18 protein-coding genes are annotated in these 18069 nt (G+C 61.2%); 15 read left to right on the plus strand and 3 right to left on the minus strand.

Annotated elements, in window-relative coordinates; translation table 11 throughout:
* The first annotated feature begins 124 nt into the window (after nucleotides 1–124).
* The 4 genes from trxB (at nucleotide 125) to infA (ending at nucleotide 2949) form a co-directional block, all read left to right on the plus strand.
* Nucleotides 125–1072 carry a thioredoxin-disulfide reductase gene (gene trxB, locus ACF8C6_RS16165; protein WP_392500216.1) on the plus strand — a complete coding sequence of 316 codons (948 nt, stop codon included), beginning with the start codon at nucleotides 125–127 and terminating at the stop codon, nucleotides 1070–1072.
* Between the two features lie 37 nt (nucleotides 1073–1109).
* Nucleotides 1110–1790: a leucyl/phenylalanyl-tRNA--protein transferase gene (aat, locus tag ACF8C6_RS16170; RefSeq protein WP_392500217.1), complete on the plus strand. Its 681-nt coding sequence runs from the start codon at nucleotides 1110–1112 to the stop codon at nucleotides 1788–1790.
* Between the two features lie 67 nt (nucleotides 1791–1857).
* The gene (locus ACF8C6_RS16175) at nucleotides 1858–2565 is read left to right on the plus strand and encodes an arginyltransferase (protein ID WP_392500218.1); all 708 of its coding nucleotides are present in this window, start codon (nucleotides 1858–1860) and stop codon (nucleotides 2563–2565) included.
* A gap of 165 nt (nucleotides 2566–2730) precedes the next feature.
* Complete coding sequence (gene infA / locus ACF8C6_RS16180; protein ID WP_002553999.1) at nucleotides 2731–2949, plus strand: translation initiation factor IF-1; 219 nt, start codon at nucleotides 2731–2733, stop codon at nucleotides 2947–2949.
* A 70-nt stretch (nucleotides 2950–3019) separates the two neighbouring features.
* Here infA and clpA read toward each other — a convergent pair whose 3' ends face one another.
* Both clpA and clpS read right to left on the minus strand, forming a co-directional pair.
* Nucleotides 3020–5290, minus strand: a complete 2271-nt coding sequence (clpA, locus tag ACF8C6_RS16185; RefSeq protein ID WP_277690383.1) for an ATP-dependent Clp protease ATP-binding subunit ClpA — start codon at nucleotides 5288–5290, stop codon at nucleotides 3020–3022.
* 30 nt (nucleotides 5291–5320) lie between these two features.
* Nucleotides 5321–5683, minus strand: a complete 363-nt coding sequence (clpS, locus tag ACF8C6_RS16190) for an ATP-dependent Clp protease adapter ClpS (RefSeq protein ID WP_392500219.1) — start codon at nucleotides 5681–5683, stop codon at nucleotides 5321–5323.
* A 230-nt stretch (nucleotides 5684–5913) separates the two neighbouring features.
* Here clpS and cspD point away from each other — a divergent pair, with 230 nt between their 5' ends.
* A complete protein-coding gene (cspD, locus tag ACF8C6_RS16195) occupies nucleotides 5914–6177 on the plus strand; it encodes a cold shock domain-containing protein CspD (protein WP_277690381.1) in 264 nt (87 codons plus the stop codon).
* A 61-nt stretch (nucleotides 6178–6238) separates the two neighbouring features.
* On the opposite strand, the gene icd is transcribed toward cspD, so the two are convergent.
* A complete protein-coding gene (gene icd / locus ACF8C6_RS16200; RefSeq protein ID WP_277690380.1) occupies nucleotides 6239–7495 on the minus strand; it encodes an NADP-dependent isocitrate dehydrogenase in 1257 nt (418 codons plus the stop codon).
* Between the two features lie 343 nt (nucleotides 7496–7838).
* On the opposite strand from icd, the gene ACF8C6_RS16205 reads away from it, so the two are divergent.
* The 10 genes from ACF8C6_RS16205 (at nucleotide 7839) to ACF8C6_RS16250 (ending at nucleotide 17837) form a co-directional block, all read left to right on the plus strand.
* Nucleotides 7839–10064: an NADP-dependent isocitrate dehydrogenase gene (locus ACF8C6_RS16205; protein WP_392500220.1), complete on the plus strand. Its 2226-nt coding sequence runs from the start codon at nucleotides 7839–7841 to the stop codon at nucleotides 10062–10064.
* A gap of 84 nt (nucleotides 10065–10148) precedes the next feature.
* On the plus strand, nucleotides 10149–10595 hold the full coding sequence (locus tag ACF8C6_RS16210; RefSeq protein WP_341693203.1) for an NUDIX hydrolase: 447 nt from the start codon (nucleotides 10149–10151) through the stop codon (nucleotides 10593–10595).
* Between the two features lie 80 nt (nucleotides 10596–10675).
* Nucleotides 10676–11794: a tRNA 2-thiouridine(34) synthase MnmA gene (mnmA, locus tag ACF8C6_RS16215; RefSeq protein ID WP_392500221.1), complete on the plus strand. Its 1119-nt coding sequence runs from the start codon at nucleotides 10676–10678 to the stop codon at nucleotides 11792–11794.
* Nucleotides 11791–12411 carry a high frequency lysogenization protein HflD gene (hflD, locus tag ACF8C6_RS16220; protein ID WP_392500222.1) on the plus strand — a complete coding sequence of 207 codons (621 nt, stop codon included), beginning with the start codon at nucleotides 11791–11793 and terminating at the stop codon, nucleotides 12409–12411. Before mnmA ends, hflD begins: the two co-directional genes overlap by 4 nt.
* Nucleotide 12412: 1 nt before the next feature.
* Entirely contained in the window at nucleotides 12413–13279 is an 867-nt protein-coding gene (locus ACF8C6_RS16225) for a DMT family transporter (RefSeq protein WP_392500223.1), read from the plus strand.
* 76 nt (nucleotides 13280–13355) lie between these two features.
* Nucleotides 13356–14726 (plus strand): adenylosuccinate lyase, encoded by a 1371-nt coding sequence (gene purB / locus ACF8C6_RS16230; RefSeq protein ID WP_392500249.1) that lies wholly within the window; start codon nucleotides 13356–13358, stop codon nucleotides 14724–14726.
* Nucleotides 14727–14804: 78 nt separating this feature from the next.
* A complete protein-coding gene (locus ACF8C6_RS16235; protein ID WP_392500224.1) occupies nucleotides 14805–15971 on the plus strand; it encodes a JmjC domain-containing protein in 1167 nt (388 codons plus the stop codon).
* Nucleotides 15964–16389, plus strand: coding sequence for a GNAT family N-acetyltransferase (locus ACF8C6_RS16240; RefSeq protein WP_392500225.1), 426 nt, complete (start codon nucleotides 15964–15966; stop codon nucleotides 16387–16389). The genes ACF8C6_RS16235 and ACF8C6_RS16240 overlap by 8 nt, the downstream gene beginning before the upstream one ends.
* A gap of 9 nt (nucleotides 16390–16398) precedes the next feature.
* A complete protein-coding gene (locus ACF8C6_RS16245; protein ID WP_392500226.1) occupies nucleotides 16399–17031 on the plus strand; it encodes a histone acetyltransferase HPA2 in 633 nt (210 codons plus the stop codon).
* Entirely contained in the window at nucleotides 17028–17837 is an 810-nt protein-coding gene (locus ACF8C6_RS16250) for a secretin N-terminal domain-containing protein (protein ID WP_392500227.1), read from the plus strand. The genes ACF8C6_RS16245 and ACF8C6_RS16250 overlap by 4 nt, the downstream gene beginning before the upstream one ends.
* Nucleotides 17838–18069: the final 232 nt, after the last annotated feature.

The following is an 18069-nucleotide window of genomic DNA, read 5'->3' on the forward strand; positions in this document are numbered from 1 at the left end:
ACGCTAGGCGCGGCGTCGTTTTGCCGGCCTCCCTTGCATCGGGTAGGATACTTGGCAATCCCTTACGTGCGGCTCAATTGGAGCATGCATTCTCTTTTGTGACAAAGGCTTATGAGGTCTTTTTATGAGCGAAGTCAAGCATTCACGCCTGATCATTCTGGGCTCCGGCCCGGCCGGTTACACCGCCGCCGTCTACGCTGCCCGCGCCAACCTCAAGCCCGTTGTTATCACCGGCATCCAGCCCGGCGGCCAGCTGACCACCACCACCGAAGTCGACAACTGGCCGGGTGACGTCCATGGCTTGACTGGCCCAGCGCTTATGCAGCGCATGCAGGAACACGCCGAGCGTTTCGATACCGAGATCGTCTACGACCACATCCACACCGCCGAGTTGCAAAGCAAGCCCTTCACCCTCAAGGGCGATAGCGGCACCTATACCTGCGACGCACTGATCATCGCCACCGGCGCCAGCGCTCAGTATCTCGGCCTGCCCTCCGAAGAAGCCTTCGCCGGCAAGGGCGTTTCCGCTTGCGCGACTTGCGACGGCTTCTTCTATCGCAACCAGGTGGTCTGCGTGGTTGGCGGCGGTAACACCGCCGTCGAAGAAGCCCTGTACCTGTCGAATATCGCCAAGGAAGTACACCTGATCCACCGCCGCGACAAACTGCGCTCGGAGAAGATCCTGCAGGACAAGCTGTTCGACAAAGCCGCCAACGGCAATGTACGCCTGCACTGGAACCACACCCTCGACGAAGTACTCGGCGACAACACCGGCGTCACTGGTGTACGCCTCAAGAGCACCGCAGACGGCAGCACTCAGGAGCTGCAACTGGCGGGCGTCTTCATTGCCATCGGCCACAAGCCGAACACCGACCTGTTCAACGGGCAGCTGGAGATGCGCGACGGCTATCTGGTGGTCCAGGGCGGAAGCGAGGGCAATGCCACCGCCACCAGCATCGAAGGCGTTTTCGCTGCTGGCGACGTGGCCGATCATGTCTATCGCCAGGCCATCACCTCGGCAGGCGCCGGCTGCATGGCCGCGCTGGACGCCGAGAAATACCTCGACGCCTAAGGACAGAGGGCGGGTCATTACACCTGCCCTACCCGCCATGCTGACCTGGCTGCAACGCGACTCACTGGAGTTCCCACCGCTAAACAAGGCGCTAAGGGAACCCGAAGGCCTGCTAGCAGCTGGCGGAGACCTGTCAGCCGCACGCCTCATTGCGGCTTATCGGCATGGCTGTTTTCCCTGGTTTGCAGAAGGACAACCGCTGCTCTGGTGGTCGCCCGACCCACGCACAGTGCTATTTCCGGAAGAATTCCACCTGTCGCGCAGCCTGGCCAAGCTACTGCGCCAACAGCGGTTTCACGTCACCTTCGACACAGATTTCGCCGGCGTCATCCAAGGCTGCGCTGCACCTCGCGACTACGCCGACGGCACCTGGATCACCCGCAACATGCAGGACGCTTATATCGAGCTGCACCGACTCGGACACGCCCACTCTGTTGAGGTCCGGGATGGCGAGCAGCTGGTCGGCGGCCTTTATGGCCTGGCCATGGGAAGACTGTTTTTCGGCGAGTCCATGTTCAGCCGCGTCGATAACGCCTCCAAAGTCGGCTTTGCCACGCTGGTTGGAAAGCTTCACGAATGGGATTTCGCCATGATCGACTGCCAGATGCCGACCAATCACCTGCACAGCTTCGGCGCCCGCCCGATTCCGCGCGGCGAGTTTGCCGATTATCTACACCGCTTCCTGGATCAACCTAGCACAGCCAACTGGCGCACCTGAGATGCCCCGGTGGTAGCCACCGGAATGCTGTCATACACTTGCCCAAGGGGTTTCCCGAGGGTTGACCATGACCGAGCTGGCTCGTCTCAAGTTCTACGCCACTCAGCCACATCCATGCAGCTATCTGCCCGAAGAGCAGGCGACTACCCTGTTCCTCGATCCCAGCCAGCCTATGGATGTGCAGGTCTATGCTGAGCTTTCAGAGATGGGCTTTCGCCGCAGCGGCGACCACCTCTACCGCCCCCACTGCCAGCGCTGCACGGCCTGCATTCCGGCGCGCATCCCTGCCGATCAGTTCATCCCCGACCGCCAACAAAAGCGCATTCTCAAACGCAACGCCGACATTCAGGTGACCTCGGTAAGGCCTGCGTTCAGCGAGGAATACTACGACCTCTATGTGCGCTACATAGAGCAGCGCCACGCCGATGGTGACATGTACCCGCCGAGCCGCGAGCAGTTCAGCACCTTCCTGGTACGTGACCTCCCCTTCGCCCGCTTTTACGAGTTCCGCCTGTCAGGTCGCCTGGTTGCCATCGCTGTAACCGATCTCTTGCCGAACGGTCTTTCGGCCGTATACACCTTCTACGACCCGCTCGAAGAAAAGCGCAGCCTCGGCCGCTTTGCCATCCTCTGGCAGATTGGCGAAACCGCACGCCTTGGCCTGCAGGCTGTCTACCTGGGCTATTGGATCAAGAACTGCCGAAAGATGAACTATAAGACCCAGTACCGCCCCATCGAGCTTTTCGTCAACCAACGCTGGACCATCCTGACTTGAGCGCCGGGTAACTCAGCCCCCACAAACGACCTTTGAGCGACAGCCAGGCGTTTCCCGACCCGCCAGCCACTTGGCGTTACATATCGTTTTCGGGCACAATGCACGCCGCTTTTGCTCGGGCACCACGCGCCGGGCCAATCTTTTGGATACCGAGGGCTTTACTGCATGTCGAAAGAAGACAGCTTCGAAATGGAAGGTACTGTCGTCGACACCCTGCCCAACACCATGTTCCGTGTGGAGTTGGAAAACGGGCACGTCGTTACCGCGCACATCTCCGGCAAGATGCGCAAGAACTACATCCGCATTCTGACTGGCGACAAGGTCCGCGTCGAACTGACGCCGTACGACCTGAGCAAGGGCCGCATCACCTACCGCGCCCGCTGATTCCCACAAAGCGGAATCCGAATGCAAAAACGCCCGGCAATGCCGGGCGTTTTCGTTAACGCTCTATCCATCAAGCAGGCTCTGCCGTGGTCTCGAACTCGAAATGCAATTCGCCGTTCTCGAGATCGACATGCACCACACCGCCATGCTCGGCCAGCTCCCCGAACAGAATCTCCTCGGCCAACGGCCGCTTGATCTTGTCCTGAATCAACCGCGCCATGGGGCGGGCGCCCATCTGCACATCGTAGCCACGCTCGGCCAGCCAGCCACGCGCCGCATCACTGACTTCCAGCTGTACCCGCTTGTCCTCCAGTTGCGCCTGCAGCTCGGTCAGGAACTTGTCGACGATGCTCTTGATGGTCTCGTGACTCAACCGGCCGAACTGGATGATGGTATCCAGTCGGTTACGGAACTCCGGCGTGAAGCTCTTCTTAATCACTTCCATAGCATCGGTGGAATGATCCTGCTGAGTGAAACCGATGGAGGCACGAGCTGCCGTTTCAGCACCGGCATTGGTGGTCATGACCAGGATCACATTGCGGAAGTCCGCCTTGCGCCCATTGTTGTCGGTCAGCGTACCGTGATCCATCACCTGCAACAGCAGATTGAAGACCTCCGGGTGGGCTTTCTCTATCTCATCCAGCAGCAACACACAGTGCGGCTGCTTGGTGATGGCCTCGGTGAGTAGACCGCCCTGATCGAATCCAACATAACCGGGCGGCGCACCGATCAGGCGCGACACGGTGTGGCGCTCCATGTACTCGGACATATCGAAGCGCACCAGCTCAATGCCCATGGCCTTGGCCAGCTGGCGCGCCACTTCGGTCTTGCCAACCCCGGTAGGGCCGGCGAAGAGGAAGGAGCCAACCGGCTTGTCCGGCGCCTTGAGGCCGGCGCGAGACAGTTTGATGGCCGTGGACAGCGAGTCGATCGCCGCATCCTGACCGAACACGGTCAACTTGAGATCGCGCTCCAGGTTGCGCAGTAGTTCCTTGTCGGAACTGCTGACATGCTTCGGCGGAATCCGAGCGATCTTCGCCACGATATCCTCGACCTGAGCAACCTCGATGCGCTTGGCGCGCTTCTCCTCCGGCTGCAGGCGCTGATACGCGCCCGCCTCATCGATCACGTCGATTGCCTTGTCCGGCATGTGTCTATCATTGATATAGCGAGCAGCCAGCTCGGCTGCCGCACGCAGCGCTTCGTCGCTGTACTCGATATGGTGATGCTGCTCGAAACGCGCCTTGAGCCCTTTGAGAATACCGACGGTATCCTCCACCGAAGGCTCGGTAACATCGACCTTCTGAAAGCGACGCGCCAAAGCGCGATCTTTCTCGAAGATGCCGCGAAACTCCTGGAATGTGGTCGAGCCGATGCAACGAATCTCACCCGAAGACAGCAGCGGCTTGAGCAGGTTGGATGCATCCATCACGCCGCCAGACGCAGCGCCGGCGCCAATGATGGTGTGAATTTCGTCGATGAACAGGATGGCGTGCGGACGCTTGCGCAACTCGTTGAGCAGCGCCTTGAAACGCTTCTCGAAGTCGCCGCGATACTTGGTGCCGGCCAGCAATGCACCCAGATCGAGGGAGTAAACCACGCTTTCCGACAGCAGGTCGGGTACCTGTCCATCGACGATACGCTTGGCCAGACCTTCGGCAATTGCCGTCTTACCGACACCCGCCTCACCCACCAGCAAGGGGTTGTTCTTGCGTCGACGGGCCAGAATCTGCGCGACGCGCTCAACCTCATGTTCACGACCAACCAACGGATCGATCCGGCCTTGCCTCGACAGCTCATTCAGGTTGCTGGCATAGGCATCCAGTGGATTGCCGGAAGTAGAAGACTCGCCGCCCTCCTCATCCTGCATCTCCTGCTCGCTCTCGCTGTGATCGACATGGCCGGGCACCTTGGAAATGCCATGGGCGATGTAGTTGACCACGTCGATACGCGCAACGCTTTGCTGCTTCAACAGGAATACAGCCTGGCTTTCCTGCTCACTGAAGATCGCCACTAGCACGTTGGCGCCAGTGACCTCGCGCTTGCCGGAGCTTTGCACATGGAAGACCGCACGCTGCAGGACGCGCTGAAAGCCGAGCGTAGGCTGCGTTTCACGCTCTTCATCGTGCTGAGGGATGAGCGGCGTGGTGGAGTCGATGAACTCCTGAAGATCGTGCCGCAGCTTGTCGAGGTTCGCACCGCAGGCGCGCAACACGGTTGCTGCGGCCTCGTTATCCAGCAAAGCCAGCAGCAGGTGCTCGACCGTCATGAATTCATGGCGCTTGGCACGTGCCTCCTTGAAGGCCAGATTGAGGGTGACTTCCAGCTCTCGATTCAACATAGCTTCACCTCTTGCCCAAGCGGGACGACTTCAGTCGTCCTTTTCTATCTCACAGAGTAGCGGATGCTGGCTATCCCGGGCGTACTGGTTGACCTGCATTGCCTTGGTCTCTGCGATATCACGGGTAAACAGTCCACACACTGCCTTTCCTTCGGTATGAACCGTCAGCATGACCTTGGTAGCCTGCTCACGATTCATTCCAAAAAACACCTCCAGCACTTCGACCACGAAATCCATGGGGGTGTAATCATCGTTAAACATCAGAACCTTATACATCGGCGGAGCCTGCAACGCGGGCTTCGCCTCCTGCACCGCCAATCCAGAGGAATCATCCTCATGGGCATCCGGTCGATCCTGATTGAATGTTAGTCGAATCTGGCTACATGAAAGCATGCTGAACTGAATGCGTCTGGGTCGGTCGGAAGGTGATGCTAGACGTATTTTGACAGGCTTCGCAGCCGCCCGTCCTAGCACCTTGACTAAAGATGAAACGGTGTTACAAACAGTGAATACCCACCTTGGGTATCGGGGCTCCGCGGCTCGTGCCATCAAGGCCGAAGTCGGGCGTGGGGCTGAAGTGGATGATACTCCAGTGATGGAGTCCTTTGCAGAGGGATGTCAGCATGCTTAGCGGTAAGGTCAAGTGGTTCAACAACGCCAAGGGCTACGGTTTCATCGTGGCCGACGGCCGAGATGAGGACCTGTTCGCCCATTACTCGGCTATCCAGATGGACGGCTATAAGACTCTCAAGGCCGGCCAAGCGGTCAAGTTCGATATTGTGCAGGGCCCGAAAGGCTTGCATGCAGTCAATATCAGCTCGGCTCTGGCAACCAGTGAATCCCCGGCAGCCACCAGTATGCCGCAAAGCACTCCGATAGAAGCCTGAAAAGAGCGATCCAATAAAAAGGCCGGTCAGTTGACCGGCCTTTTTTGTGACCACTAATCACTTACATGTGCGCGATCAGGGCATCGCCGAACTGCGAGCAAGACAGCAGCTTGGCGCCATCCATCAGACGCTCGAAGTCATAGGTCACGGTCTTGGCACCGATGGCGCCATTGGTGCCCTTGATGATTAGGTCGGCAGCTTCGGTCCAGCCCATGTGGCGCAGCATCATCTCGGCAGAGAGGATCACGGAGCCCGGGTTCACCTTGTCCTGACCGGCATACTTCGGCGCGGTGCCGTGAGTCGCCTCGAACATGGCAATGGTGTCGGACAGGTTGGCACCCGGAGCGATACCGATGCCGCCCACTTCCGCCGCCAGGGCGTCGGACAGGTAGTCGCCGTTCAGGTTCAGGGTGGCGATCACGTCGTACTCGGCCGGACGCAGCAGAATCTGCTGCAGCATGGCGTCGGCAATGGCATCCTTGACCACGATGGTCTTGCCGGTTTTCGGGTTCTTGAACTGCATCCAAGGGCCGCCATCCAGCAACTCGGCACCGAACTCGTCGCGAGCTACTTCATAGCCCCAATCTTTGAAGGCACCTTCGGTGAACTTCATGATGTTGCCTTTGTGCACGATGGTCATGGAGCTACGATCGTTGTCGACCGCGTACTGCAGAGCCTTGCGCACCAGACGCTTGGTACCCTCTTTCGAGACCGGCTTGACGCCGATACCGCAGTCCTGATCGAAACGGATCTTGGTGACGCCCATTTCTTCCTTCAGGAACTTGATGACCTTCTCGGCCTCAGGGGAGCCGGCTTTCCACTCGATGCCGGCATAGATGTCTTCGGAGTTCTCGCGGAAGATGGTCATGTCAACGTCGCCAGGCTTCTTCACCGGGCTCGGCACACCTTCGAACCAACGCACCGGACGCAGGCAGACATAAAGGTCAAGCTCCTGACGTAGCGCCACGTTAAGCGAGCGAATACCACCGCCAACCGGGGTAGTCAGCGGCCCCTTGATGGAAACGACGTAGTCACGCACGGCTTCCAGGGTTTCTTTCGGCAACCAGGTGTCCTGATCGTATACCTGAGTGGCTTTTTCGCCGGCGTAGACTTCCATCCAGGCGATCTTGCGCTCGCCGCCATAGGCTTTTTCGACGGCCGCATCGACGACCTTGATCATGACCGGACTGATGTCGACACCGATACCATCGCCCTCAATAAAAGGGATGATCGGGTTGTTCGGCACGTTCAGGGACATATCTGCGTTGACAGTAATCTTGCTGCCGTTCGCAGGCACCTGGATCTTCTGGTATCCCATGTTGGGCTCCTTGTGAGTGACTCGCTCGTGACCATCTAGCCTAGCCTAGCTGGCAGGGCTCAACCACCTCTGCAATGGTCTAAAAAGACCGACCGCGCTACCCGGACTTGAGTAATGGTATACTTCTCGGATGACCTAACAGTCTCGAGGTCCGAGCAGTCTGGGACCAGACTCTCCCCTCGCTGCCGCCTGGCCATCACCCTGGTCTGGAGGCACATCGCTCTACTGGCGCCCCAATATCCCCGCGGCAAATCTCGATGCTGGCTCGCCGAGCCGGACGAAAGCGCTCACCAAGGCGTATCGAGACTCTGTGCGCGCCCAGCAAAGAAGAGAGTCATAGTAGATGTCCAATCGTTCGAAGATTACCTACACCTTCACCGACGAAGCCCCAGCCCTCGCCACCTACTCCTTACTGCCCATCGTCAAAGCCTTTGCCGCCTCTGCCGATATCGACGTCGAAACCCGCGACATCTCTCTTTCAGGCCGCATCCTCGCCGCTTTCACTGACAAACTCGGTGACAAAGCCATCGAAGACGATCTGGCCTACCTGGCCCGTCTGGCAACCGCTCCCGAAGCCAATATCATCAAACTACCGAACATCAGTGCCTCAGTACCCCAGCTGAAAGGCGCCATCGCCGAGCTGCAGGCCCAGGGCTACGACATTCCGAATTACCCGGAAGACCCGCAGAGCGAAGAAGAAAAAGACACCCGCGCCCGCTACGCCAAGGTGCTCGGTAGCGCAGTGAACCCGGTACTACGCGAAGGTAACTCCGACCGCCGCGCCCCTGCCGCCGTCAAAGCGTACGCCCGCAAGCACCCGCACAGCATGGGCCAGTGGAATATGGCTTCGCGCTCGCACGCCGACTACATGCGCGGCGGCGACTTCTTCTCCAGCGAGCAGTCCATCACCATGGCCAAGGCCGGTGACGTGCGCATTGAGTTCGTCGGCAAGGATGGCAAGGTCGAAGTCAAGAAGACCCTGTCCCTGCAAGAAGGCGAAGTCCTCGACAGCATGTTCATGAGCTGCCAGGCGTTGCGTGCCTTCTTCGAAAAGACCCTGCAGGACTGCAAGGAAACCGGTGTCATGTGGTCCCTGCACGTCAAGGCGACCATGATGAAGATCTCCCACCCGATCGTTTTCGGCCACGCCGTGACCGTTTACTACAAGGATGTCTTCGACAAGTACGGCGAGCTATTCAAGGAACTGGGCGTCAACCCGAACAACGGCATCAGCAGCGTCTACGACAAGATCAAGTCGTTGCCGGCCTCGCAGCAGGAAGAAATCCTTCACGACATCCACGAGGTTTACAGTCACCGCCCGGAAATGGCGATGGTTGACTCGGTCAAGGGCATCACCAACCTGCACATCCCAAGCGACGTGATCGTCGACGCCTCCATGCCGGCGATGATCCGTAACTCCGGCCAGATGTGGGGCAAGGACGGCAAGCAGAAAGACACCAAAGCGGTAATGCCGGAAAGCACCTATGCGCGCATCTACCAGGAAATGATCAACTTCTGCAAAACCAACGGCGCCTTCGATCCCACCACCATGGGCAGCGTGTCGAACGTCGGCCTGATGGCGCAGAAAGCCGAGGAATACGGCTCTCACGACAAGACCTTCGAACTGACTGCCAGCGGCACGATGCGCGTCGTCGCCGACGACGGCAGCGTGCTGATGCAGCACGAAGTGGAAGCAGGCGACATCTGGCGCGCCTGCCAGACCAAGGACGCCGCGATCCGCGACTGGGTCAAGCTGGCCGTTACCCGCGCCCGCCAGTCCAACACCCCGGCCATTTTCTGGCTGGATCCGGAGCGCGCCCACGACAACGAGCTGCGCAAGAAAGTCGAGCTATACCTCAAGGACCACGATCTGAGCGGCCTGGATATCAGCATCAAGGGCTACAACGAAGCCATCCGCACCAGCATGGAGCGCCAGCTGCGTGGCCTGGACACCATCTCGGTGACCGGCAACGTCCTGCGCGACTACCTGACCGACCTCTTCCCGATCATGGAACTGGGCACCTCGGCCAAGATGCTGTCCATCGTCCCACTGATGGCCGGCGGCGGCATGTACGAAACCGGTGCCGGCGGCTCGGCCCCCAAGCACGTGCAGCAGCTGATCGAAGAGAACTACCTGCGCTGGGATTCGCTGGGCGAGTTCCTGGCTCTGGCCGTTTCCTTCGAAGAGGAAGGCATCAAGACCAACAACGCCAAGGCCAAAGTCCTCGGCAAGTGCCTGGACGAAGCGACCGGCAAACTGCTGGACAACAACAAGTCCCCAGCGCGCAAGGTCGGCGATATCGACAACCGTGGCAGTCACTTCTATCTGGCTATGTACTGGGCCCAGGCCCTGGCCGCGCAAAACGATGACGCCGAACTCAAGGCGCACTTCGCCCCGCTGGCCAAGACCCTGACCGAGCAGGAGGCGACCATCGTTGCCGAACTGAACGGCGCCCAGGGCAAGGCCGTCGATATTGGCGGCTACTACCGCTCCAACCCGGAGCTGACCAGCCAGGTCATGCGCCCCAGCGCCACCTTCAATGCGGCAATCGACTCACTGAGCCACTAAGTCCAGCCGTTTCGACGAAACCCCGGCCTTGCGCCGGGGTTTTCGTTTCTACAGCATGACGCCACGCACTCAAGGAGCTTCAACATGAGCTGGAATCCCCACATCACCGTCGCCACCGTCGTAGAAGACCAGGGCCGCTTCCTACTGGTCGAGGAGCTGAGCGACGGCAAGGCCGTCTTCAACCAACCTGCGGGCCATCTGGAGGCTGACGAAAGCCTGCTGCAGGCCGCACTGCGCGAAACCCTCGAAGAAACCGGCTGGGAAGTGGAGCTGACCGCCGTCACGGGCATCTACCTGTACACCGCCCCCAGCAACGGCGTGACTTACCAGCGCGTATGCTTCGCCGCCAAGCCGCTGCGCCATCTGCCAGAATCACCACTGGACGAGGGCATCATCGGCCCGCAATGGCTGACCCGCGAAGAGCTGGCCGCCCAGCCCGAGCGCTGGCGTAGCGAGTTGGTTTTGCGCTGCATCGACGACTACCTGGCAGGCGAGCGCCATAGCCTCAGCCTGATCCGCGATCCGGCCTAGCGCGGCTCAGCCTGATTCGCCGCACGGCATCCGCTCCTGATAGAATCGCCAGCTTTCCGCAGTCAGCCATCACCATTCCCATGCGCGAACCAGCCAATACCCGAGTGATCGTCGGCATGTCCGGCGGCGTCGACTCCTCCGTCTCCGCCCTTCTCCTGCTCGAACAGGGCTATCAGGTGGAAGGCCTGTTCATGAAGAACTGGGAAGAGGATGACGGCACCGAATACTGCACCGCCATGGACGATCTGGCCGACGCCCAGGCCGTGTGTGACCGTATCGGCATCAAGCTGCACACCGCCAACTTCGCCGCGGAATACTGGGACAACGTGTTCGAGCATTTCCTCGCCGAGTACAAGGCTGGACGTACGCCGAACCCGGACATCCTGTGCAACCGCGAGATCAAGTTCAAAGCCTTCCTCGACTACGCCCTCTCCCTGGGCGCCGACCTGATCGCCACCGGCCACTATGTGCGCCGCCGCGATGTCGACAGCCGTAGTGAGCTGCTCAAGGGCCTCGATCCGAACAAGGACCAGAGCTACTTCCTGCACGCCGTCGGCGGCGAGCAGATCGGCCGCACCCTGTTCCCGGTCGGAGAGCTGGAAAAGCCGCAGGTGCGTGCCATTGCCGAAAAATACGAGCTGGCCACCGCCAAGAAGAAGGACTCGACCGGCATCTGCTTCATCGGTGAACGCCGCTTCAGTGATTTCCTCAAGCAGTACCTACCGGCCCAGCCGGGTGATATCGAGACCACCGAAGGCCAGGTGATCGGCCGTCATGTAGGCCTGATGTATCACACCATCGGCCAGCGCCAGGGCCTGGGTATCGGCGGCATGAAAAACGCCGGCGACGAGCCCTGGTATGTGCTGCACAAGGACCTGAAGCGCAATGTACTGATCGTCGGCCAGGGCAATGATCACCCCTGGCTGTTCTCCCGCGCCCTGCTGGCCTCGGACATCTACTGGGTCAACCCTGTCGACCTGTCCAGCCCGCGCCGTCTTGCAGCCAAGGTACGCTATCGCCAGGCCGACCAGGCCTGCACCCTGGAGAAGACCGAGCACGGCTACCGCGCGACGTTCGACGAGCCGCAACGCGCCGTCACTCCAGGCCAGTCCGTGGTGTTCTACGACGGTGAAATCTGTCTGGGGGGCGGCGTGATCGAAGTTGCCGAACCTTGCGCCGAGGGAGCTCCGCAGGCATGAATCCGATCCAGGAACAGTTGATCGCTCTTTCCGCCGTCTTCGAGGCGGCCACCCTGGTGGACAAACTGGCCCGCACCGGCCAGGCGCCAGAAGCCCAGGTCGGCTGCCTGCTCGGCAGCCTGCTCGTGCGCGATCCGAAAAGTACGCTGGACGTCTACGGCGGCGACGATCTCAACCTGCGCGAAGGTTACAAGGCCCTGGTCGGCGCGCTGGAGCGCAGTCCGGCCAGTCTGCAGCGCGAACCGCTGCGTTATGCCCTGGCGCTGCTTGGCCTGGAGCGCCAACTGGCCAAGCGCGACGACCTGCTGCAGGTAATCGCCAGCCGCCTGGACCAAATCCATAACCAGGTTGAGCATTTCGGCATCACCCACGACAACGTGGTGGCGGCCTGCGGCGGCCTTTATCAGGACACCATCAGTACGTTCCGCCAGCGTATCCAGGTGCAGGGCGACATGCGTTTTCTCCAGCAGCCCGCCATTGCCGCCAAGGTACGCGCCCTGCTGCTGACCGGCATTCGCTCGGCTCGCCTGTGGCGCCAGCTCGGCGGCCATCGCTGGCAACTGGTGTTCAGTCGCGGCAAGCTACTCAAGGAACTCTACCCGCTGCTACGGGGCTGATATGAGCTTGCCCAGTCGCAGCATGAAGCCCATGCAGGGCGCCCTGCTGCTGGCGCTCTCTGCCCTGCTGTTCTCGCTGATGGGCGTGGGAATCCGCGAGGTCTCCAGCGGGGTCAACAACGAATCGGTGGTGTTCTTCCGCAACCTGGTCGGCGTGCTGTTCTTCCTGCCTCTGGTGCTGCTCAAGGGCACCGGCCCGCTGAAGACCGGGCGCATCAAGTCGCACCTGTGGCGCACCACCTACGGCCTGGCAGCGATGTACTGCTTCTTTTATGCCCTCGCCCACCTGCCACTGGCCGACGCCATGCTCTTCACCTACTCGGCGCCGGTGTTCACCCCCGTACTGGCCTGGTGGCTGCTCAAGGAACCCCTGACCAAACGCATGCTGATGACCACCGCTATCGGCCTGGTGGGCGTGTTAATGGTGGCCAAGCCCAGCGAAGCGCTACTCGACACTCAGGCCCTCATTGGCCTCGCCGCCAGCATCCTGGCCGCACTGGCATTCGTCTCCATCCGTGAGATGAGCGACAGCGAGCCGGCTTTTCGCATCGTCTTCTACTTCTCGCTCTTCAGCGCCCTGATCTCCGCCGTGCCGCTTACCTGGGCCTGGCAACCGCTGAGTCAGCACCAACTGGGCCTGCTGCTGGCCATCGGCCTGCTCGCCACCGTGAGCCAGATCGTCATGTCCAAGGCCTATGGCCTGGCCCCGCCAGGGCTGATCGGCCCCTTTGCGTACCTCGCCATCGTCTTTGGCGGGGTAATCGCCTGGCTGCGCTGGGGTGAGACACCGGACCTCCTGTCCCTGACGGGCGCCGCCCTGATCTTTGCCGCCAGCCTGCTCTCGATCACTCGCACGCCTTCGCGCTAAGCGGACGGGCCACCCTCAGCGACATCGTGTATGATGTGCGCCCTTTTCGTTGACCGACCTGTCCGAGAACGCCTCCATGCAGCTCTCCTCGCTCACCGCGGTTTCCCCCGTCGATGGCCGCTACGCCGGCAAAACCAGCTCCCTGCGCCCGATCTTCAGCGAATACGGCCTGATCCGCTTTCGCGTGATGGTCGAAGTCCGCTGGCTGCAGCGCCTGGCCGCCCATGAAGGCGTTGCCGAGGTCGCGCCCTTCTCCGCCGAGGCCAATGCCCTGCTCAACGAGCTGGCCGAGAACTTCGCCATCGAACACGCCGAGCGCGTGAAAGAGATCGAGCGCACCACCAACCACGACGTCAAGGCCGTGGAGTACCTGCTCAAGGAGCAGGCCGCCAAGCTGCCGGAACTGGCCGCAGTCAGCGAGTTCATCCACTTCGCCTGCACCAGCGAGGACATCAACAACCTGTCCCACGCCCTGATGTTGCGCGAAGGCCGCGACGCTGTGCTGCTGCCGCTGATGAAGCAGATCGCCGGTGCCATCCGCGAGCTGGCCGTCAAGTTCGCCGGCGTGCCGATGCTGTCGCGCACCCACGGTCAACCTGCCTCGCCGACTACCCTGGGCAAGGAACTGGCCAACGTGGTTTACCGCCTTGAGCGCCAGATCGCTCAAGTGGCCGCCGTGCCGCTACTCGGCAAGATCAACGGCGCCGTGGGCAACTACAACGCTCACCTGTCGGCCTACCCGCAGATCGACTGGGAGGCCAATGCCAAGCAGTTCATCGAAGGCGACCTGGGCCTGCAGTGGAACCCCTACACCACCCAGATCGAGCCGCACGACTACATCGCCGAGCTGTTCGACGCCATCGCCCGCTTCAACACCATCCTCATCGACTTCGACCGTGACGTCTGGGGCTACATCTCCCTCGGCTACTTCAAGCAGAAGACCGTGGCCGGCGAGATCGGCTCCTCGACCATGCCGCACAAGGTCAACCCGATCGACTTCGAGAACTCCGAAGGCAACCTGGGCATTGCCAACGCGATCTTCCAGCACCTGGCCAGCAAGCTGCCGATCTCCCGCTGGCAACGCGACCTGACCGACTCCACCGTGTTGCGCAATCTCGGTGTCGGCTTCGCCCACAGCGTCATCGCCTATGAAGCCAGCCTCAAGGGCATCGGCAAGCTGGAGCTGAACGAAGCGCGCATCGCCGAAGACCTGGATGCCTGCTGGGAAGTCCTGGCCGAGCCGATCCAGACCGTGATGCGCCGCTACGCCATCGAGAATCCCTACGAGAAGCTCAAGGAGCTGACCCGCGGCAAGGGCATCAGCCCTGACGCCCTGCTCGCCTTCATCGACGGCCTGGACATGCCGGCAGCCGCCAAGGAGGAGCTCAAGCAGCTCACCCCGGCCCGCTACATCGGCAACGCCGTCGCCCAGGCCAAGCGCGTCTGAGCGCCACCAGCCTCCATAACGCCCGGCTGAGCCGGGCGTTTTTGTTTTAGCCATTTCATCTCTTTCAAGGGCTTAGCCATGAATCCTGATACTCCTCTGCAGCTGCTGGGCGGCCTCACCCCTCGCGAGTTCCTGCGCGACTACTGGCAACAGAAGCCTCTACTGGTACGTCAGGCCATCCCCGGCTTCGAAAGCCCGATTACCGCCGACGAACTGGCCGGCCTGGCCCTGGAAGAGGAAGTCGAATCGCGCCTGGTACTGGAGCATGGCGCCCATCCCTGGGAGCTGCGCCGCGGCCCCTTCGCCGAGGACGCCTTCAGCCAGCTGCCGGAGCGCGACTGGACCCTGCTGGTGCAGGCCGTCGACCAGTTCGTGCCGGAAGTGGCCGACGTGCTCAAGGACTTCGGCTTCCTGCCCAGCTGGCGCATCGATGATCTGATGATCAGCTTCGCCGCGCCGGGCGGCAGTGTCGGCCCGCATTTCGACAACTACGACGTGTTCCTCCTGCAGGCCGAAGGCCAGCGCCGATGGAAGATCGGCCAGATGTGCGATGCCGACAGCAAACTGCTGCAGCACGCCGACCTCCGTATCCTGGCCGACTTCGAGCAGACCGACGAATGGGTGCTGGAACCGGGCGACATGCTTTACCTGCCGCCGCGCCTGGCCCACTACGGCATCGCCGAAGACGACTGCATGACCTACTCGGTCGGCTTCCGCGCCCCCAGCGCTGCCGAGGTACTGACCCACTTCACCGACTTCCTTGCCCAGTTCCTGCCGGACGAGGAGCGCTACAGCGACGCCGGCATGGCGCCGGTTGGCGACCCGCACCAAATCCAGCAGGACGCCCTCGACCGCCTCAAGTCACTGCTGACCGAACACATGAGCGACGAGCGCCTGCTGCTGACCTGGTTCGGCCAGTTCATGACCGAGCCGCGCTACCCGGAACTGGTCAGCGGCCCGGAGATCGAGGAAGCGGATTTCCTCGCCGCCCTCGAAGATGGTGCGGTGCTGGTGCGCAACCCCAGCGCCCGCCTGGCCTGGAGCGAAGTGGACGTCGGCCTGGTGCTGTTCGCCAGCGGCCAGAGCCGTTTGCTGCCGGCGCACCTCAAGGAACTGCTGCGTCTAGTGTGCGCCGCCGAAGCACTGCACGGCGAAAACCTCGCACCATGGTTGGCTGACGAAGACGGGCGTACACTGGTGCGTGAACTGGTCCAGCAAGGAAGTTTGGAGTTTGCTGATGAGTGAGATTCACGTCCGCCTGGCCCACTGGCAGAAGGACAACGCCGACCTGCGACGCATCCGCGAAGCAGTCTTCATCGCGGAACAAGCCGTTCCGGCAGAGCTCGAATGGGATGACGAAGACAGCGAGGCCGTCCACTTCCTCGCCTGTGAGGGCGATTATCCGATCGGTACGGCGCGCCTGTTGGCTGACGGGCAAATCGGTCGGGTTTCGGTACTCAAGGACTGGCGTGGCCTCAAGGTCGGCGATGCCCTGATGCAGGCCGCCATTGAGTTCGCCGAAGCACGCGGCCAGCATGTACAGAAGCTCAGCGCACAAGTACACGCTGCCGCCTTCTACGAACGCCTGGGCTTTCACATCGAGGGCGACGAGTACCTCGAAGCCGGCATCCCGCATGTGATGATGGTGCGCCATAGCCACTAGGAAAGCAGCATGAGCGAAACGAACGCCCCGCCCGACGAGAACGAACCGGAATTACCGGCCATCGAGTTCCAGTCGCCGGGGCGTTTTGCTGTGCACAACCCGCAGAACCAGCCAGGCATCGCCAGCGAGCCCCGTGAACCTGCGCCCTTCCTGCTTGGCACCCATGCCAATCTGGAGCGTTTTAGTCGCCCGGAACAAGTTCAGGCCCACGCACTGGCCTTGCTGCAGCAAGCCCGCTTCAACCTGTGCATCCACAGTCCGGACCTTGAGGCCTGGCTGTATAGCCATAGTAGCGTGCAAGAAGCCTGCACTCAGTTTCTCCTGGCCAGCCCGAAGAACCGGCTGCGCATCCTGCTCAGAGACGTCGCCAAGCCCGTAAAGCTGGGGCATCGTCTACTCAATCTGGCTCAGCGCATTACCAGCAACCTGCAGATCCGCAAGATCAACCCTGACCACCCCGGCGACGAAAGCGCCTATCTGCTGGCAGATGATCGTGGCCTGTTGCTGCGCGAGACGCCCGAGCACTATGCAGGCTACGCCCTGTATAACGATCCCGGCCGCGTGCGCCAACGCCAAGCGCAGTTCGACCAAGCCTGGGATGCCAGTCTTTCCGATCCAGACCTGCGGAGCTTCCTGCTATGAAACTGCGCGCCTGCCTGCTCGCTTACTTGCTCGCCTTCAGCCTGCCCCTACCCGCCGCCACCGAGCTGATTCAGCTCAACTACCGCATGGCCGACGAGGTACTACCGCTGGTACAGGCAGCCCTGGACGGCCAGGGCAAAGCCAGCGCCTATGGCAACCAGCTGATGGTAAATGCCTCGCCCGACAAGATCGCCGAAATCCGCGACCTGCTCGGCCAACTGGACCAGGCCCCACGCCGCCTGCTGATCAGTGTCGACACCAGCGAGCAGACCCTGGACAGTGGCAGCGGCTACCGCGTGGACGGCAGCATCAGTGCAGGCGACGCCGAAGTAATCGTCGGCCGAGGTGAGGTACAGGGCCGCGACCAGGCTCGCATCATTCGCCGCTCCACCAACAGCCGCAGCGGCGGCACTCAGCAGATCCAGGCCACCGAAGGTTATCCGGCACTGATCCAGGTCGGTCAGAGCGTGCCACTGACCAGCACCAGCGTAGGCCCTTACGGCCAGGTCTACCAGAACACCCAGTACCGCAATGTCAGCCAGGGCTTCTACGTCACCGCCAACCTGAGCGGCGACATCGTTCACGTCAGCATCAACAGCAACAATGATCGGGTTAACCGCTACCAGCCGGGCGTGATCGACACGCAAAGTACCGATACCCGAGTCAGTGGTCGCCTGGGCGAGTGGATCAACCTGGGCGGCATCAGCCAGCAGAGCCAAGGCAACGACAGCGATGTACTGCGCCGTTACTCCACACAGGGCAGCAATGACATGAGCATGCGCATCAAGGTAGAGGCCCTGGACTGACAATGCGCGCACCCCAATTATGTAGTTGCGACGAAAAGACACTACAAAACGTTTGACGAACGCCCGTTTGAAAGCGCATCATGGCCCCGCTCCCGCTAGCCAGGGGCTCTGAAAAGAGCCTCCAGACCGCGTCCGCAACACCATTCGGACCGGTCCGTGTTCTAACAGCCCACAAGGCGTTTCAACGAGGTTGCGACTGGAACGAAAGTTGTCCTGAGGGACGGGGAAGCCA

The sequence above is a fragment of the Pseudomonas sp. zbq_18 genome, assembly GCF_043102245.1.
Taxonomy (GTDB): Bacteria; Pseudomonadota; Gammaproteobacteria; order Pseudomonadales; family Pseudomonadaceae; genus Aquipseudomonas.

Coding starts and splice junctions, on each gene's coding strand:
- trxB (WP_392500216.1), top strand. CDS start 125: ATGAGCGAAGTCAAGCATTCACGCCTGATCATTCTGGGCTCCGGCCCG.
- aat (WP_392500217.1), top strand. CDS start 1,110: ATGCTGACCTGGCTGCAACGCGACTCACTGGAGTTCCCACCGCTAAAC.
- ACF8C6_RS16175 (WP_392500218.1), top strand. CDS start 1,858: ATGACCGAGCTGGCTCGTCTCAAGTTCTACGCCACTCAGCCACATCCA.
- infA (WP_002553999.1), top strand. CDS start 2,731: ATGTCGAAAGAAGACAGCTTCGAAATGGAAGGTACTGTCGTCGACACC.
- clpA (WP_277690383.1), bottom strand. CDS start 5,290: ATGTTGAATCGAGAGCTGGAAGTCACCCTCAATCTGGCCTTCAAGGAG.
- clpS (WP_392500219.1), bottom strand. CDS start 5,683: ATGCTTTCATGTAGCCAGATTCGACTAACATTCAATCAGGATCGACCG.
- cspD (WP_277690381.1), top strand. CDS start 5,914: ATGCTTAGCGGTAAGGTCAAGTGGTTCAACAACGCCAAGGGCTACGGT.
- icd (WP_277690380.1), bottom strand. CDS start 7,495: ATGGGATACCAGAAGATCCAGGTGCCTGCGAACGGCAGCAAGATTACT.
- ACF8C6_RS16205 (WP_392500220.1), top strand. CDS start 7,839: ATGTCCAATCGTTCGAAGATTACCTACACCTTCACCGACGAAGCCCCA.
- ACF8C6_RS16210 (WP_341693203.1), top strand. CDS start 10,149: ATGAGCTGGAATCCCCACATCACCGTCGCCACCGTCGTAGAAGACCAG.
- mnmA (WP_392500221.1), top strand. CDS start 10,676: ATGCGCGAACCAGCCAATACCCGAGTGATCGTCGGCATGTCCGGCGGC.
- hflD (WP_392500222.1), top strand. CDS start 11,791: ATGAATCCGATCCAGGAACAGTTGATCGCTCTTTCCGCCGTCTTCGAG.
- ACF8C6_RS16225 (WP_392500223.1), top strand. CDS start 12,413: ATGAGCTTGCCCAGTCGCAGCATGAAGCCCATGCAGGGCGCCCTGCTG.
- purB (WP_392500249.1), top strand. CDS start 13,356: ATGCAGCTCTCCTCGCTCACCGCGGTTTCCCCCGTCGATGGCCGCTAC.
- ACF8C6_RS16235 (WP_392500224.1), top strand. CDS start 14,805: ATGAATCCTGATACTCCTCTGCAGCTGCTGGGCGGCCTCACCCCTCGC.
- ACF8C6_RS16240 (WP_392500225.1), top strand. CDS start 15,964: ATGAGTGAGATTCACGTCCGCCTGGCCCACTGGCAGAAGGACAACGCC.
- ACF8C6_RS16245 (WP_392500226.1), top strand. CDS start 16,399: ATGAGCGAAACGAACGCCCCGCCCGACGAGAACGAACCGGAATTACCG.
- ACF8C6_RS16250 (WP_392500227.1), top strand. CDS start 17,028: ATGAAACTGCGCGCCTGCCTGCTCGCTTACTTGCTCGCCTTCAGCCTG.